General features: G+C 56.8%; 13 protein-coding genes and 2 pseudogenes. 3 read left to right on the top strand and 12 right to left on the bottom strand.

Translation table 11 applies throughout. The features are described from left to right. Positions 1-65: 65 nt before the first annotated feature. The 6 genes from cyoE to AC4ANK_RS22800 all read right to left on the bottom strand — a co-directional run bounded on the left by cyoE (position 66) and on the right by AC4ANK_RS22800 (position 5,863). Entirely contained in the window at positions 66-953 is an 888-nt protein-coding gene (gene cyoE, locus AC4ANK_RS22775; RefSeq protein ID WP_002552346.1) for a heme o synthase, read from the bottom strand. Positions 954-963: 10 nt separating this feature from the next. Next, on the bottom strand, positions 964-1,296 hold the full coding sequence (gene cyoD / locus AC4ANK_RS22780) for a cytochrome o ubiquinol oxidase subunit IV (RefSeq protein ID WP_002552345.1): 333 nt from the start codon (positions 1,294-1,296) through the stop codon (positions 964-966). Beyond that, positions 1,296-1,928, bottom strand: a complete 633-nt coding sequence (locus AC4ANK_RS22785) for a cytochrome o ubiquinol oxidase subunit III (RefSeq protein WP_002552344.1) — start codon at positions 1,926-1,928, stop codon at positions 1,296-1,298. Before AC4ANK_RS22785 ends, cyoD begins: the two co-directional genes overlap by 1 nt. Before the next feature lie 3 nt (positions 1,929-1,931). Beyond that, positions 1,932-3,944 carry a cytochrome o ubiquinol oxidase subunit I gene (gene cyoB, locus AC4ANK_RS22790; RefSeq protein WP_004656083.1) on the bottom strand — a complete coding sequence of 671 codons (2,013 nt, stop codon included), beginning with the start codon at positions 3,942-3,944 and terminating at the stop codon, positions 1,932-1,934. Positions 3,945-3,947: 3 nt separating this feature from the next. Then, positions 3,948-4,889 (bottom strand): ubiquinol oxidase subunit II, encoded by a 942-nt coding sequence (gene cyoA / locus AC4ANK_RS22795; protein WP_004656081.1) that lies wholly within the window; start codon positions 4,887-4,889, stop codon positions 3,948-3,950. 464 nt (positions 4,890-5,353) lie between these two features. Then, positions 5,354-5,863, bottom strand: coding sequence for a disulfide bond formation protein B (locus AC4ANK_RS22800; RefSeq protein ID WP_002552341.1), 510 nt, complete (start codon positions 5,861-5,863; stop codon positions 5,354-5,356). 611 nt (positions 5,864-6,474) lie between these two features. Here AC4ANK_RS22800 and AC4ANK_RS22805 point away from each other — a divergent pair. The 3 genes from AC4ANK_RS22805 (at position 6,475) to AC4ANK_RS22815 (ending at position 8,770) form a co-directional block, all read left to right on the top strand. Then, entirely contained in the window at positions 6,475-7,371 is an 897-nt protein-coding gene (locus AC4ANK_RS22805) for a chemotaxis protein (protein WP_031595611.1), read from the top strand. 65 nt (positions 7,372-7,436) lie between these two features. After that, positions 7,437-7,898, top strand: a complete 462-nt coding sequence (locus AC4ANK_RS22810) for a GNAT family N-acetyltransferase (protein WP_031595610.1) — start codon at positions 7,437-7,439, stop codon at positions 7,896-7,898. A 116-nt stretch (positions 7,899-8,014) separates the two neighbouring features. Then, complete coding sequence (locus tag AC4ANK_RS22815) at positions 8,015-8,770, top strand: YkgJ family cysteine cluster protein (protein WP_002552339.1); 756 nt, start codon at positions 8,015-8,017, stop codon at positions 8,768-8,770. A gap of 18 nt (positions 8,771-8,788) precedes the next feature. Here AC4ANK_RS22815 and AC4ANK_RS22820 read toward each other — a convergent pair. The 6 genes and pseudogenes from AC4ANK_RS22820 to AC4ANK_RS22845 form a co-directional block, all read right to left on the bottom strand. Beyond that, a pseudogene (locus AC4ANK_RS22820) lies at positions 8,789-9,002 on the bottom strand (hypothetical protein). Positions 9,003-9,095: 93 nt separating this feature from the next. Continuing rightward, entirely contained in the window at positions 9,096-10,094 is a 999-nt protein-coding gene (locus tag AC4ANK_RS22825; protein WP_002552337.1) for a fimbrial protein, read from the bottom strand. 1 nt (position 10,095) lies between these two features. Further along, positions 10,096-10,878, bottom strand: a pseudogene (locus tag AC4ANK_RS22830) (fimbrial biogenesis chaperone). Then, entirely contained in the window at positions 10,875-13,352 is a 2,478-nt protein-coding gene (locus tag AC4ANK_RS22835) for a fimbria/pilus outer membrane usher protein (protein WP_080718885.1), read from the bottom strand. The pseudogene AC4ANK_RS22830 and the gene AC4ANK_RS22835 overlap by 4 nt, the downstream one beginning before the upstream one ends. A 130-nt stretch (positions 13,353-13,482) precedes the next feature. After that, entirely contained in the window at positions 13,483-14,235 is a 753-nt protein-coding gene (locus AC4ANK_RS22840; RefSeq protein WP_460384422.1) for a fimbrial biogenesis chaperone, read from the bottom strand. Next, positions 14,220-14,969, bottom strand: a complete 750-nt coding sequence (locus AC4ANK_RS22845) for an IS5 family transposase (protein WP_460382697.1) — start codon at positions 14,967-14,969, stop codon at positions 14,220-14,222. The genes AC4ANK_RS22840 and AC4ANK_RS22845 overlap by 16 nt, the downstream gene beginning before the upstream one ends. Between the last annotated feature and the right edge of the window lie 77 nt (positions 14,970-15,046).

Here is a 15,046-nt window from a genome sequence, read left to right on the forward strand (position 1 = left end):
ATTGTATCCGAAAAAAAACCCCGTTCTTCGCAGAACGGGGTTTCGGTTTGTGCATCAGGTGAAAATCAGAAGGCGTAGGTCACCAACAATTCTTTTGTCACCTGAAAGTCCACCGACATCATCACGCTCAAGGCAGTGATGGTGAAGATAGAAAACACGAACAGCTTGCGAGCCCAGACAGTATCGTCAACGGCTTTGTAACCCTTCCAGGCCATGTACAACCAGTACATCCCCATGCCTGCTGCAACAGCCAGGTAGTTGAGGCCCGCATAACCACCTACGGTCAACATCAGGGTCGCCACGAGGAACGCCAGAATGTAGAGCATGATGTGGCGCTTGGTGACCAGAATGCCGCGCTTGACCGGCAGTACCGGAATTTTCGCCGCACGATAGTCATTGAAACGGAAGATGGCGATCGCATATGAATGCGGCATCTGCCACAGGCTGAACATCACCAGTAGCGTCAGGGCCGCAAAGTCGAAGCTGTTGGTCACTGCGCAGTAGCCGATCACTGGAGGCATGGCCCCCGAGAGACTGCCCACAAGCGTGCCGTGAACCGATCTGCGTTTCAGGTACAGGCTGTAAAGGCCGACATAGATCACAAACCCAATGACCGCAAACAAGGCAGCCAACGGGTTGGCCTCGGTGTACAGCAGGGCAACGCCCGCAACGCCGAGTATGGTTGCGTAGAGCAGCGCCAGTTTCAATGAAACCAGGCCCTGCACCAGGACCCGGTTACGGGTCCTTTCCATACGCTGATCGATATCGCGATCGATGCAGTTATTGAACACGCAACCAGACGCAACGACCAGGGAAGTACCGATTACTGCAGCGAGGAAGACGCCGAAGTCGATATTTCCCTTGGAAGCCAGAAAAAAGCCACCTGCCACCGAAAGCACGTTACCGAAAATGATCCCCGGCTTGGTGATTTGGATAAAGTGCTTCAGTGACATCTGGTATTCCTCAATGCGCCATCATTTCGCGGTGGACGCTGAAAATGATCCACAGCGACAGGCCAACCAGCAGGACGATAACCATCGTGGTAAAGGCGAAGGCCATCACGTTGTTGCGCTGCACGCTCGTGAAATCCAGGTGCAGGAAGTAATGCAGGTGCACCAGGATCTGGATGATCGCGAAGACCAGAACGATTGCAATCGTCATGTCCTTCGGCAGCGACGGCGACATCACCAGGGCAAACGGAATGGCGGTCAGGATGATCGACAGTACGAAACCGATGATGTACGACTTCACTGAGCCGTGACTATTGTCTTCAGCGGAGTGATGCGAATTTGACATTACAAAGCTCCCATCAGATAGACAACGGTGAACACGCCGATCCAGACAACGTCCAGGAAGTGCCAGAACAGGCTGAGGCAGCTCAGGCGAGTCTTGTTGGTGTTGGTCAGGCCCTTTTTCTGGACCTGGAACATCATGATCGCCATCCAGATCAGACCGCTGGTCACGTGTGCGCCGTGCAGGCCTACCAGCGCGAAGAACGCTGACAGGAAGCCGCTGCGGCTCGGACCGTAGCCTTCGTGGATCAGGTGATGGAATTCATAGATTTCCATACCGATAAACGCAGCACCACACAGGAAGGTCAGGGCCAGCCAGCCAAGAACCTGGCTTTTCTTGCCCTTGTACAACGCCAGCATGGCGAAGCCGTAGGTGATACTACTGACCAGCAGGAACGCGGTTTCCACAGCCACGAATGGCAGCAGGAAGATGTCCTGGCCCGACGGGCCACCCGCGACACTGTTGACCATCACGGCGTACACCGCGAAGAACGAGGCGAACAACACGCAGTCAGTCATCAGGTACAGCCAGAAGCCGTAGACCGTCATGCCACCGCTGTCGTGGTGATCGTCATGCCCATGATCATGGTCGTGACCGTGATCGTGGGCTCCGGAGTTGATTGCAATATTTGACATTGTTTAAACCTGTTCCAGCGAGGACTTGACAGGAGTGTATGCACCGTTGGCCGCCAGGACCTTGTGATGCTCACCTTCAATACGCGCTACATCTTCAGCCGGCACCATATAACCCTGGTCGTCACGGACAGCGTGAGCAACGAAGACTGCAATGGTCGCCACCAGGCTTGCGCCTACCAGCCACCAGATGTGCCAGATGAATGCGAAGCCGAAGACCGTCAGCAACATACCCATGTACAGGCCGGTTGCAGTGTTGTTAGGCATGTGGATCGCCGAGTAGCGGGCAGGAACCTTGTAAGCGGTGCCGGCACGTTTTGCATCGGTGAACGCGTCGATGTCGTCAGCCTTTGGCAGTTCGGCAAAGTTGTAGAACGGCGGTGGCGAAGAAGTGGACCACTCCAGGGTATGGCCATTCCATGGGTCACCGGTCAGATCGCGGTTGTTGTCGCGGTCACGGATACTCACGAACAGCTGGATCAGCTGCGAAGCTATACCCATGGCGATCAGCACGGCACCGAACAGCGCGACGTCCAGGTAGATGTTCCACTCTGGCATGTCGGTAGCGTTCAGACGACGGGTCATGCCCAGGAAGCCCAGCGCGTAAAGCGGCATGAACGCGACGAAGAAGCCGACGATCCAGAACCAGAACGCTGCCTTGCCCCACTTCTCGTTCAGGGTGAAGCCGAACGCTTTAGGGAACCAGAACGCGAAGCCGGCGATGTAACCGAATACCGCACCGCCGATGATGACGTTGTGGAAGTGAGCGATTACGAACAGGCTGTTGTGCAGTACGAAGTCAGCACCTGGAATCGCCAACAGAACGCCGGTCATACCGCCGATCGAGAAGGTGACCATGAAGCCCAGGGTCCAGAGTACTGGCGCGGTAAAGCGCAGACGCCCTTGATACATGGTGAACAGCCAGTTGAATAGCTTCACACCCGTCGGGATCGCGATAAGCATCGTCGCCAGGCCGAAGAAGGCGTTGACGTTGGCACCCGCACCCATCGTGAAGAAGTGGTGCAGCCAGACCATGAAGCCCAGGATACAGATCGCACCGGAGGCGAAGATCATCGACTTGTGGCCGAACAGACGCTTGCCGGAGAACGTGGAGATGACTTCCGAGAACACGCCGAAAGCCGGCAGGATCAGGATGTACACCTCAGGGTGACCCCACGCCCAGAACAGGTTCACGTACATCATGGGGTTGCCGCCCATTTCGTTCGTGAAAATGTGGAAGTCCAGGTAGCGGTCAAGGGTCAGGAACGCCAGGGTAGCGGTCAGGATCGGGAACGAAGCCACGATCAGGATGTTTGCCCAGGTGCAGGTCCAGGTGAAGATCGGCATGTCCATCAGTTTCATGCCAGGGGTACGCATCTTCAGAACGGTCACGAGGAAGTTGACCCCCGTCAGCGTCGTACCTAACCCGGATAACTGTAGCGCCCAGATGTAGTAGTCAACCCCTACGCCAGGACTGTATTGCAACCCGGAAAGAGGTGGATACGCAACCCAGCCGGTCTTGGCGAATTCACCGACACCCAGGGAGATGTTGATCAGCAGCATACCTGCGACCAGCAGCCAGAAGCTCAGGGAGTTCAGGAACGGGAACGCCACGTCGCGAGCGCCGATCTGCAGAGGCAGAACGATGTTCATCAGACCTGTGAAGAACGGCATCGCCATGAAGATGATCATGATCACACCGTGAGCGGTGAAGATCTGGTCATAGTGCTCAGGCGGAAGGAACCCTTCGGAACCGTTCTGGGCCATCGCCAGTTGGGTACGCATCATGATGGCGTCGGCAAAACCGCGCAGCAGCATGACCATGGCAACGACGATGTACATCACGCCGATTTTCTTGTGGTCGACAGAGGTCAGCCATTCAGACCACAAGTACGTCCACTTGCGGAAATAGGTGATCAACCCGACAACCGCAATGCCGCCGAGCGCGATCATGGCAAGTGTCACCATGACTATCGGCTCGTGGAACGGCACCGCTTCCAGACTTAATTTGCCAAACATCGTTTACTCCTCTGCCCCAGCAGCTGAATTTTTGCCTTTTTCCGCACCAGCGTCACCGGCCACTTCCTTCTCACCAGCAACAACCTTCTTGCCTGGATTCATACCTTCATACTTGTCGATGACGATCTGGAACAGGTTCGGGGTGACCGAGGAAAAGAGTTCGACAGGGTTGCGTTCGCTCGGCTTGATCAACTCGGCGTATTCGGCCGTGCCAAGCTTTTTAGGTGAGCTCTTGACTTCGCTGACCCAGCTGTCGAAATCAGCCTGGCTGGTGGCGATAGCCTTGAACTTCATACCGGTAAAGCCCGCGCCACTGTAGTTGGCCGAAATACCGTTGAATTCGTGATTTTCGTTGGCAATCAGGTGCAGCTTGGTGTGCATGCCCGCCATTGCGTAGATCTGACCGCCCAGACCAGGGATGAAAAAGGAGTTCATCACGCTGTCCGAGGTAACCTGGAAATTGATCGGGGTCTTGGCCGGGAACACGATCTTGTTGACCGTGGCGATGCCGTAGTCCGGATAGACGAATACCCACTTCCAGTCGACCGAGATCGCCTGAATGGTGATCGGCTTCACGTCCGACTCAAGCGGACGGTAAGGGTCCAGCGAGTGAGTAGAGACGTAAGTGATGTACCCCAGGAAGACCAGCAGCAGCATGGGTACGCCCCAGACTGCGATTTCGATCTTGGTGGAGTGGGACCAGTCCGGCGTGTACTTGGCGGCCTTGTTCGAAGCGCGATACTTCCATGCGAAGATCAGGGTCATCAGAATGACCGGGATCACGACAATCAGCATCAGCAACGTAGCGATTACGATCAGGTTCCGCTGCTCGATACCCACCTGCCCTTTTGGATCGAGCAGAGGTACGCCATCGCATCCACTGAGCAAAAGCATACAGAAAAGGGCCAAGAAGCCAAAAAACCTGGGGTACCTTTTTTTACTCATTTCACGACCTCTAAAAGCAGCTTGCGCGGTGCAGTTGGGTTTCGACCGCCAACACTTCGCCCTGCCAGTGCCGGCTAATTTTTTTGAATTGAACAAGGGCCTGCCAGTACGCACAGCGGCATATCGACAAGTCCGGGTTTAGCTATGGATTCTTGTTTTTTGAGTTGCTGGAACTGCCCAAAATATCGGGCAGACGCTTTCGACGCGGCCATCATACGCCCTCAGAGGCAAGCGTTGCGCTGCCTGTTCAGAGTGCACAGGGGACGCTCCAAGCCTCAAAATGCTGATCGTTCAGCCAGGCTGGACGACAAGTGGTGGGGATTGTAGATACGTAAATTTTTAATGACTATGCCTAATTTTGTAACAGTTATTCTCTCAATTCGTAACAATCACCCTCCAAACACGTCATTTCACCCAAAAAAAGCCCCGTAATCACTGGGCTTTTTTCTCGAAAGCCCCTGTATTTAGTAAGGTTTGCGGCGGTTACGAATGATGCACGCCGGTACCAGAACTGCAGTCAGGACAAACGCTGCCAGCGCCCATTGCGCGAGTGATAATCCGAGGACCGGCGGATACGGCGTCGTACAGAAACCGCTGACCTGAAACCCTGTTGGGAACAGTGTAGCCAATGGCAGGCCATCAACGATCGGTTGCAGGACGTCGATACCGCAACTGTCGGACGGATGGGCAAGTATCCATACATGCCGACCGGCCGCGGCAATTCCGCCCAATGCGCTGAGGGTGACCAGCGTTTCACACACCGTAACGCCGCGACGTCCGGACATGGCAGCGCCGATGAACGCAAAAATGGCGATGAACAGCAGTGCGTAGCGCTGCAGGATGCATAGCGGGCAAGGCGCCTCGCCCAGCACGATCTGCATGTACAGGGCACCGCCGATCAGAGCCAGGCAGATAATCCCCAGCAAAACCAGAAAGCGCTTTTCGCGTCCCAGGTACAACGTGTTGTCGCTCATTCACATACCTTACTGAACTGATGAGGTGGTTGGTCAACGCCCTGCAATGTAAGGGCGAAGCCTGAAACAGGAGTGCACGGCCCGACCGTACCGAAGCGTGCGCGATGATCATCTGTCTGATTCTGCAACTCAAGCGCTCGCCAGCTATACGGGCACATTTGCCCGCTGGATGGTCTGAGTAGTGCCTGTGCGATCAACCAGGCGGTCTTCGCCAAGGGCTGGATGAAAAACGCTTCTATATATAGAGGGTGCGTCACTATGTCGCACCACCTCTTCTATATATAGCTGCGGTATTTTGCCGCAGGGCATGCTGATGTCAAAGCACAGTCGCGTACGAACCTGCGACGCTGACTGTCGGAATGCGCAGAGCGACAGTGTGCCGCATCTCGCCCGGTTTGACTGGACCGGAGCCAGACTGCCACTATTCACGCTTGCACTGGCAGCTCATGCCGGCTGCCGTTACGTGTTGAAACAACTTTCAAGGACCAGCGAGCGGCGCGGCCAGCCGTCCGTTAAAAATCCTCAAGCCTGCTCGTCGCAGGTCGATAACCTGTCATAGAAAGTTGTTTGCCGCTTCCAGGCGACGAAACACCTACAGCCAGAAGGTTCATATGTCCAAGAACGTCCGAGCAGATTCACTTTCGCTGCTCCTCTTCACGTTGCGCAGCGGCAAGCTGATGGCGATCAACCTGCTCAAGGTCAGTGAGATCATTCCCTGCCCTCCCCTGACCCATCTTCCCGAATCGCACCCGCACGTCAAAGGTATCGCCACGTTGCGCGGCTCATCACTGTCGGTCATTGACCTGAGTCGTGCAATCGGTGAGCGCCCTCTGGCCGATCCCGACGGTGGCTGCCTGATCGTTACCGACGTCAGCCGCTCCAAACAGGGCCTGCACGTTCAGGCCGTGAGCAAGATTGTGCACTGCCTGACCACCGATATCCGTCCTCCACCCTATGGGTCGAGCAGCAAATCGTTCATCACCGGGGTCACTCAGGTCGATGGCGTGCTGGTACAGGTTCTGGATATCGAAAAAGTGATTCACGGTATTGCTCCGGGGCAAATCGTCGTGCAGTCGACGGAGCTGGCCAAAGAGGATGCCGAAATGCTCAGCAAGGCGCGAATTCTGGTCGTCGATGACAGCCAGGTTGCCCTGCAGCAGTCGATCATCACCTTGCGCAATCTGGGCATCGAATGCCACACGGCGCGCAGTGCCAAGGAAGCCATCGACGTTCTGCTGGATCTTCAAGGTACTGATCGGCAGATCAACGTGGTGGTTTCCGACATCGAGATGTCGGAGATGGATGGCTACGCGCTCACCCGTACTCTTCGCGACACGCCCGACTTCAGCGATCTGTATATCCTCTTGCACACCTCGCTCGACAGCGCGATGAACAGCGAGAAGTCGCAGATCGCCGGTGCCAACGCTGTGCTGACCAAGTTCTCGTCACCCGAGCTGACCAAATGCCTGATCGAGGCCGCACGTACGGTGGTCGCCCAAGGGCTCTGATCCCGGAGCGCGCACCGACGCAACGTCCGAACCTGACCGATGCATCTGCCGGACACTACTGGCTGATGCGTCGGACTCTCGCCTTGCCAGTACCATCCGCGGTCTGGCCACCGCGCGTCCTGCCGCGACCTTTCACCCTTGAGCAAGCCCCAGAGGTTCACCGCCTGCTGAAATTGGGTCATGCCAGCGCGACAGGCAGTGTGCCGGATTATCCGCACTGGCGAGCTGCCTTCGAACAAGACCCTGAATTCGACACGTCGCGGTGCTTTCTGGCCATGCTCGACGAAACAGTGGTGGGCGTGATCGTCTGCTGGACCAGCGCATTCATCAAAGACCTGGTCGTGCATCCCGATGTGCGACATAGCGGGATCGGTTCCGCTCTGCTCAACCACCTGTTCGCCCATTTGAGTAAGTGTGGCGAAGCAGCGGTCGATCTTCACGTCATGGAAAACAACCTCAAGGCACGGCGTCTTTACGAGAAATCAGGGATGTCCTACCTGAAACGTTTCGATATCCCCGAAGCCTGACGGGCCCGTTGACTCAACCAGCGACTGGCGCACAACTTGCTTCTCGAGCTGCATCAGCCGGGAGAGTGACCAATTGTTGTCGCTCGGCGCGCAGCTCTGAAAGGGTCATCGAGACAATGGACACCAAGTTTTCCTGTGTGGGTTGCGGCGGTTGCTGCACCGACCACCACGTGCCTCTCACGCTCGGCGAAGCCGCGCAATGGGCGGCAGACGGCGGCAACGTGATTGTCTTGACCGAAGCGTTTCTAAGCAATGGCTATGGCGTGTCCGAGACCCAACTGACCCATGCCAGCCGTCGCTCGACGCAGGTGAACAGCGGCAGCACCACAGCCTTTGTGGCGATCACCTTCGCGGCCTACAACGTTGGGCGTTGCCGTAATCTTGACGAGAAAAACCTGTGTCGCATTTACGAGCGCAGGCCGCTGGTGTGCCGGATCTATCCGATGGAAATCAATCCGCACATTCCCTTGCGCCCCGAAACCAAGGGCTGCCCGCCAGAGTCCTGGGAGCAGGGCCCCGACCTGATCATTGGCGACAGGCTGGTTGATACGCAGTTGATGGACTTGATCGAACAATCCCGTCAGGCCGATCGGGATGAGATAGAGACCAAACAGTTGATCTGCCAGAAACTGGGCATACGCACCACCGCCCTCAAGGGCAACGGCTTCGTCGCGTATCTGCCAGACATGAACGCATTTGCGACCGCCATCGCGGAGGTCGCAAACCGTGCGCATGATATGCAACCCAATGACTCGCACTGGGAATTTCATGTGGCGGGAAAGCAGGTTCTGGACACCCTGCAACAGGAGGGTGCCGACGTTACGGATCGGGAGCCGGTTTCCTACCTGTTCATACCCTTGCAGGCAGCCTGAACAGGATTACTCACGCGATCAGCGCTTGCCCATCGATCTGCGCGTGCCCGCCGGGGGTCTTGTGATGGCCATGCTTGTTGGCTTTCTGATGCCATGCGGGTTCCTTTTTGGCCTGAGCAAACTCCGAAGGCTTGAACGGAAAGCTGAAAGGCGCAATGACAGCCTTCTTTTCAGTGTCTGCGACGGAGTCGGCTGCGGCGTCTTGAACAGGGGGTTGTTCAGGAGTGGTCATGGTGTCACCAGAAAGTCGAATTGGCCGGGCACATGCCCGCGGTCGCGCAGCATACATCAATCGCCGCGTAACCGCCCGAGCCTCCTGTCGCCGTCATTTGTAGAACAGATCGACCATGATCTCGGCATTGAAAGGTCCCGGCGTCGGTGTATTGGAATTCCACAGCAACTGCGCATTGAAGTCAGCACTGGCAGCGTTGGTTTCACCCAGCAGTTCTGCCAGATGGAACGGCTCGTTGTAACGTAATGGCTGGCCACTGACAGCGCTGGCAATACGAATCCCCAGCGAGTCATTGCCGGAGGGAACGAGCAGTTCGCCGGACAGATTGCCTGTCACCGGCCTGAAACGCGCATCAATGCTGAACGGCGAATCGCACGCACGACTGGTCAGCAAAGAAAATGTCTGCGTGGCGATTACCTTGCCAATGGTCACTTGGTGTATGGCAACGTCGCCGAACTCCACGGTTTCGGGGAGCACTTGCAGGTCGGCGTCGCAGGCCACGAACCGCAGGCCCCGCAGGTTGTTGATCACGTAACTGAGGCTGCGCCCCGGCACCCGGCTTGAGTCCGTCGCACCACCCAGTTGAAAAAACCGGTAATCCAGCAGATCACTTGCCACGCCAGAGGGTGGTGTTGCGCCGAACTTCTGAATAAACACGGAAAACGCCAGATTGAAGCGCACCTTTGGACAATTTTCGATATTGCTGTCGCCTTCATGGCAGGCCGGCAAGTAGCTCCCGGTACTGACCCGTCCGCTGCCTTGCAGATGATCGGTACCCTGAAGTGTCATGCCAGCGCGGATACCCTGACCGATCAAACGATTGTCCGGGTTCAGGTAGATGAAAATCTCTTCCTCGACAGACTGCGAGCCGTCCTTGGCACATTCGACCTGAACATTCACAGGCTCGGAACGCCACACCACTTCCCCGTTGGGAATCGACTCCGGAATCGCCACCGTACTGCCCAGATCATCGTGAATTTCGGTTTCACCGCCCCCTTGAGTGGTACAGACCAACGCGAAGACGGAGGCCGGATTCAGCATCAGCAACACCACAGTGGATAGCAGCCAGCGTCTGGCAGACAGTCGTTTCATATCAGCATTCGTCCTGAAAGGAATGGGGCTCCAGCAAGCGGGCCGTAAAGGCCGCCTGCCCCTTGAGCGGTGTGCAATAAGTACGCTGACCGCCATAGTCGGTCAGCGCCTTGTATGAAAAACGATGGGTTGCGGAGGGCAGAACGCTCGCTGGTACAACCATTTCAAAATGGGCGCCCGGTGCCAGCAGCAGGTACTCGCTGAGTTAAACAGCGTCAATGCGCAACGCTTGCAGAGACACGTGATAAGGCATTGGGTTACGGACCGTCAGCAAGGAAACGCCTGCCTCGTCATGGGTCAGTGTCCACTGCAACTTTGCGCCAGTGTCAGCCGGATCCCCCTCTAGACCAACGGGCCGGTAAAACACATTGATGCGCTGACGCACGGCGACATTCAACTGACGAGTGCCTGCCTGCCGTCGAGGCACCTCAAGCACATACAAATGCAGCAGCGACTCGCGCCCCTGCGGCATGCCTGTGCCCTGATATAAAACGCGCAGGACCTGCCTGCCGCCGCCCGGCAGACGTGAAAGCGGCGGCGTGACCACGAACGGCAGCGTTCTACGCCGAACCAGTGGAGTGTCGTCGTCATCCTGGGCATCACTTAGCCAGGCCTGAAAAAGCGCCTCCGAATCACCTCGATTGCGCACCTCGATACTGGCTTCGTGATACTGGCCATCAAAGACCAGCCGTGTTCCGCTCAGCGAAATAGCCCCTTGTGCGCCAACGCTGCCCATCAGCAGCACCGCCAACATTGCCGGGCATGAATCAGCAAGGGCGCTCATTGGCATGTCACCCTGATCCGCTCGTAGGCACGGGTCGGATCTCTGGGCGGCAGCGAGAATGCTGCCTGACAACTTTGATCAGACCAGCGAACCCGCAAGCTGCCGACATCCTGCTCACTGAGCACCAGCGCCTGACTGCCAGGGTCGACCACCGCCAGCGCCCTGCCCTGTTCATCCTCGACACTGGCACCCAGCGGTACCTTGCTGCCGTCGGCGCGCACCAGTTCAAACTGGACCCGGCGGCCCACAACGGCTTTGAAGCGCACCAACGGTATCGCTCCCCGGCGCGGTACGAGCTGGGTGATGGCATTTTCCAGGTCGACATCAGCACCCAACTGGCGGGTATCCAGGCTGACCCAATTGGTTCGGTAGGCCTGCGCATAGGGCAGAACCGCATAGCCGTTGCCTGCGGTTTCGACGTTACTGAAGGACTTCAACCGAGCCCCGCTGACGTCCGGAACCTGAACCAGGGCGAAGGTTTCACCCAGCGCCTGCCCCAGGTTCACACCTCCGGGGTGAGCCACCAGCGAACCCGCCGCAGACAGGCTGAATGCATCGTAGTCCTGGCCCTGGCTATAACCTGCCTCGAAGCGACCGAACCCGGTGGTGGTACTGATCTTCCCGGCACCGAAACTGCCGGAGCTGCTGTCATGCCCGGCCTGTACCGAATAAAACGTATCACGATCCCCCAGCACCTGGCCGTTGAGCCCGGTCTGAGCGTTGTACTCACCGGTGCTGTCGCGCACGGCATTGAAAGACAGTCGCGACGAACCAGGGCTCGATCCGAGTGGCAGGGTCACGCTCAAGGCAACACGATTGTCGGTGCTCGCTTCACCGTTTCGCCCGAAGTCCTCGTTGCGTTCAATGGACAGGCTGTAATTGACGGTCTGCCAGGCAGCGTTATAGGACAGATAAAGTTGCCGGGTCTTGCCGGGCAGATTCCAGTAGCGCTGCTCGGAAGCGGTCAGACTCAGCGATGCGGCGTGGCTCGACACTATCTGGGTAACACTTAGCTCAAGCCGATCCCGAGCCAGGCCAGTGGACAGCGCATGTCTCTGCGGGTCGGTATCGCTGATGTGCTGGCTCAGGGTCCGGTACGCTTCAGTGGAATAGCGGTAACCTGCCACGGCCAGAGTGGTGTCGGTAACGTCCAGCGTGTTGGCATAGCGCACCCGTATGCTCTGGCCGGTATTGATCCCGGCACCTATATTCGCGGCCTGATAATCTTCGGCCAGCTGCAGCCCCCCAAACCCGGTAATCCGCTCGGAAAGCCCATAGATCAGGGCTGTGCTGGCAAAGTCGGGAGAGGCTTGAACATCATTACTGTTATCGACCTGCCCGACGGCCAGGCTGTAGCGCAAGGATCCCCAGGGGACCATGATCGGCAGCGATGCGTAGGCCTGGGTAAAAGTCCGTACGCGCCCATCGGCCTCAATGACCGACACCGACAAATCACCGTTGGAACCACTGGGGTAGATATCGGCCATTTCGAAAGGCCCCGGTGAAACACTGCCGCTGTACAGCAGAAAACCGTTCTGACGAACTTCCACCGTCGCGTTGGTCTCGGCAATCCCGCGGATGACCGGGGCATAGGCGCGCTCGCTGTCGGACAGCATGCCATCGTCAGAAGCCAGTGCTGCGCCCTTGAAGCGAACACTGTCGAAAACCTGCGAGTCGCTGAAGGTCTCCCCCACCGTGAACTGGCTTTTCAGGAAAGTGATGTCACGCTGCGCGAAAGTACGATTGCTGCGATAACGCCAGGGCCGATCACTGCCGCCGACCAGCGAGGACTCATTGCGCAATCGCCAGGCCCCGAGGTTCAGGCCATTTCGCATCCCGAGATAATACTGGTCCGTTTCCAGACCCTTGTTACGGCGTCTGCTGCCATTGGCGTTGTAATTGATAAAACCTGCCGTCTCACCCTGATCCCAAAGCTCCGGTGAAACATAACCGCGAGCGCCCCGCGACATAACGGCTTGCGGCACACTGATAGTGAGTCGCAGCGCACCGGACTGATAGTCGACGCGCGCAAACTCGACACGCGCAGGCAAATCGAAACAGCCCTGAGCAGCGCCTTCATCTGAAGGCAGGCGACTCAGGTCCAGACCGAAGCTCTGTAGCATTTCAAGCGACAGACAGGGTTCAATCAGGCCTGACACCCGATTTTTTGAAAAGGCGATATCTCGCCTGCCGCTCAGTTTGCGATTGACGTAAATATCAACCCGATAAGTGCCGGGCAGTACGCTGTTGGTACGCAGAAACTCCTGGAGGTCAGGTGGTTGATCGCTTCCCTGGATAAATGCCGTATTGAATTTGACTGTCCCGTCAGCCCGAGTACCGCCAGGCGAGGCTGCGAACGCGCTGAGCGAAAACATCAACGTCAACCCCAGGCCGATACCCAGCGGACAGTGTCGTGGGTGAGGCAGAGCGAACTGTGCAATGACTCCCTTGTGATCTTTTTTGCGCCATTCCATAGCGGTCTTCACTCTACTTCGGCTGTCGCGCGCGCCGCGCAATCCTTTACACAGACGCAGGTCTGCCGGGCCGGTTTGTCACGCAGGCCCAACGGTTTGAACAGTTAACGCTGATGTGTGATGTGGCAGGTTACCGAGGCAAGGCCTTGTGGGCATGACCCGGTTCTTTATCGGCCAGTGTCACTTGATAAGGCACTTGCCCGCCGTAGTCATTGATACTCACGAAACTCACCAGCAACGGCGCACTTCCCGGTGTGTGCAGCAACGGGATACGCAGCTGTTGATGGGGGGCAAGCATCTGACTGTCGAGACGGGCAAGTTCACTATCGTGTTGGCGTATGGAAATCCTCAGCATGGACACGTGATAGGGCCCTGGATTTTCCACCTGCACACCCGCGTTATCGATTGATTGCCAGTTCAGCTGTTCAGGTGCCTGCTGCGGATCGCCCTGCAAACCGTCAGGCCGAAAGAACACTTTTATGCGCTGACGTATCGCAATCTGCAGTGTGTTCTCGGCAGCAGTCTGGGGGATTTCCTGCACATTGAGCCATAACACTGATTCACGATCAGTGGGCATGTCTGCACCGGAATGAATGATGCGCAACAGTTGCTTGCCACCTCCGGCCATGCGCGTCAGCGCAGGCGTGACGATAAAAGGCAAATACGCTGGGGTGTCGTTGTTATCAGTCTTGTTGGTCGCCACTGTCGGAGATTCAAGCCAGGACTGCAGGAGAATCTCTCCCCCGCCACTGTTATGAACACCCAGACTGACCTCTTTTTCATTACCCTGATAAATGACACGCGTCGTATTCAATACGATGCCCGCCTGAACAGAGGACGCACAGCACACTAGGGTCTGTTCCCGTTTCACATTGGCAGCCACAGAAAAGCGCAGGCCATTGCTATGACGCTTTCATAGTTTCTCTTGAGTTTGTCGAACCGAGAAGCCGCCGCCCGGAAATGCTTCAACCGGGCAAAGGCGTTTTCTACGAGATGTCGATTGCGATATAACCCTTTGTCCAGATCTGCGTTCCCTTTCAGAGAATTGCGCTTTCGTGGAATCACCACTTTGCTGCCTTGCTGCTCGACCTGAGCGCGTATCGCTTCAGTGTCGTAGCCCTTGTCCGCAATGATCACTTCTGCATTGGGCATCTTGGCAATCAACGAGGCCGCCTGCGAACAATCATTGGTCTGGCCTCCGGTCACGTCAAATGCAATGGGCAGCCCACAAGCGTCTACAGCCAGGTGAATCTTGCTGGTGTTACCGGCTCGGCTTTTTCCGATGGCCTGGTCCTGCGTGCTGGCAGCACCTGCACTGTGCTGATGAGCCTTTACATAGCTGCCATCAATGAAAACCCACTCCATGTCAGGATCGGTCATCAGCACCTCAAGCACCTTGACCCACTTGCCTGAAGCAGACCAGGCATTGAACCGCTTGTAAACCTTGCTCCAGTTTCCAAACGCTTTCGGCAGGTCTCGCCAAGGGCAACCCACACGCATGCGGTACAGCATGCCTTCAACCGTGGTGCGCAAATCTCGCTTGTTGTAGATCGATTCGTGCAGCAAAATTTCTCGAAGCTTCGGCCAGTGCTCATCACTGAGCATTAATCGGGGCATTGCAGGCTCGTATTGGTGTTGTGTGAGAACTCCAACAATACGGGCCTGTTCTCATAGAGATCAATGGGTTACGTCGA

This window comes from Pseudomonas sp. Pmew2 (genome assembly GCF_058129885.1).

Excerpts from the sequence above, each read along its gene's own strand:
- cyoE (WP_002552346.1), bottom strand. The coding sequence starts at position 953 with ATGTCACTGAAGCACTTTATCCAAATCACCAAGCCGGGGATCATTTTC.
- cyoD (WP_002552345.1), bottom strand. The coding sequence starts at position 1,296 with ATGTCAAATTCGCATCACTCCGCTGAAGACAATAGTCACGGCTCAGTG.
- AC4ANK_RS22785 (WP_002552344.1), bottom strand. The coding sequence starts at position 1,928 with ATGTCAAATATTGCAATCAACTCCGGAGCCCACGATCACGGTCACGAC.
- cyoB (WP_004656083.1), bottom strand. The coding sequence starts at position 3,944 with ATGTTTGGCAAATTAAGTCTGGAAGCGGTGCCGTTCCACGAGCCGATA.
- cyoA (WP_004656081.1), bottom strand. The coding sequence starts at position 4,889 with ATGAGTAAAAAAAGGTACCCCAGGTTTTTTGGCTTCTTGGCCCTTTTC.
- AC4ANK_RS22800 (WP_002552341.1), bottom strand. The coding sequence starts at position 5,863 with ATGAGCGACAACACGTTGTACCTGGGACGCGAAAAGCGCTTTCTGGTT.
- AC4ANK_RS22805 (WP_031595611.1), top strand. The coding sequence starts at position 6,475 with ATGTCCAAGAACGTCCGAGCAGATTCACTTTCGCTGCTCCTCTTCACG.
- AC4ANK_RS22810 (WP_031595610.1), top strand. The coding sequence starts at position 7,437 with ATGCGTCGGACTCTCGCCTTGCCAGTACCATCCGCGGTCTGGCCACCG.
- AC4ANK_RS22815 (WP_002552339.1), top strand. The coding sequence starts at position 8,015 with ATGGACACCAAGTTTTCCTGTGTGGGTTGCGGCGGTTGCTGCACCGAC.
- AC4ANK_RS22825 (WP_002552337.1), bottom strand. The coding sequence starts at position 10,094 with ATGAAACGACTGTCTGCCAGACGCTGGCTGCTATCCACTGTGGTGTTG.
- AC4ANK_RS22835 (WP_080718885.1), bottom strand. The coding sequence starts at position 13,352 with ATGGAATGGCGCAAAAAAGATCACAAGGGAGTCATTGCACAGTTCGCT.
- AC4ANK_RS22845 (WP_460382697.1), bottom strand. The coding sequence starts at position 14,969 with ATGCCCCGATTAATGCTCAGTGATGAGCACTGGCCGAAGCTTCGAGAA.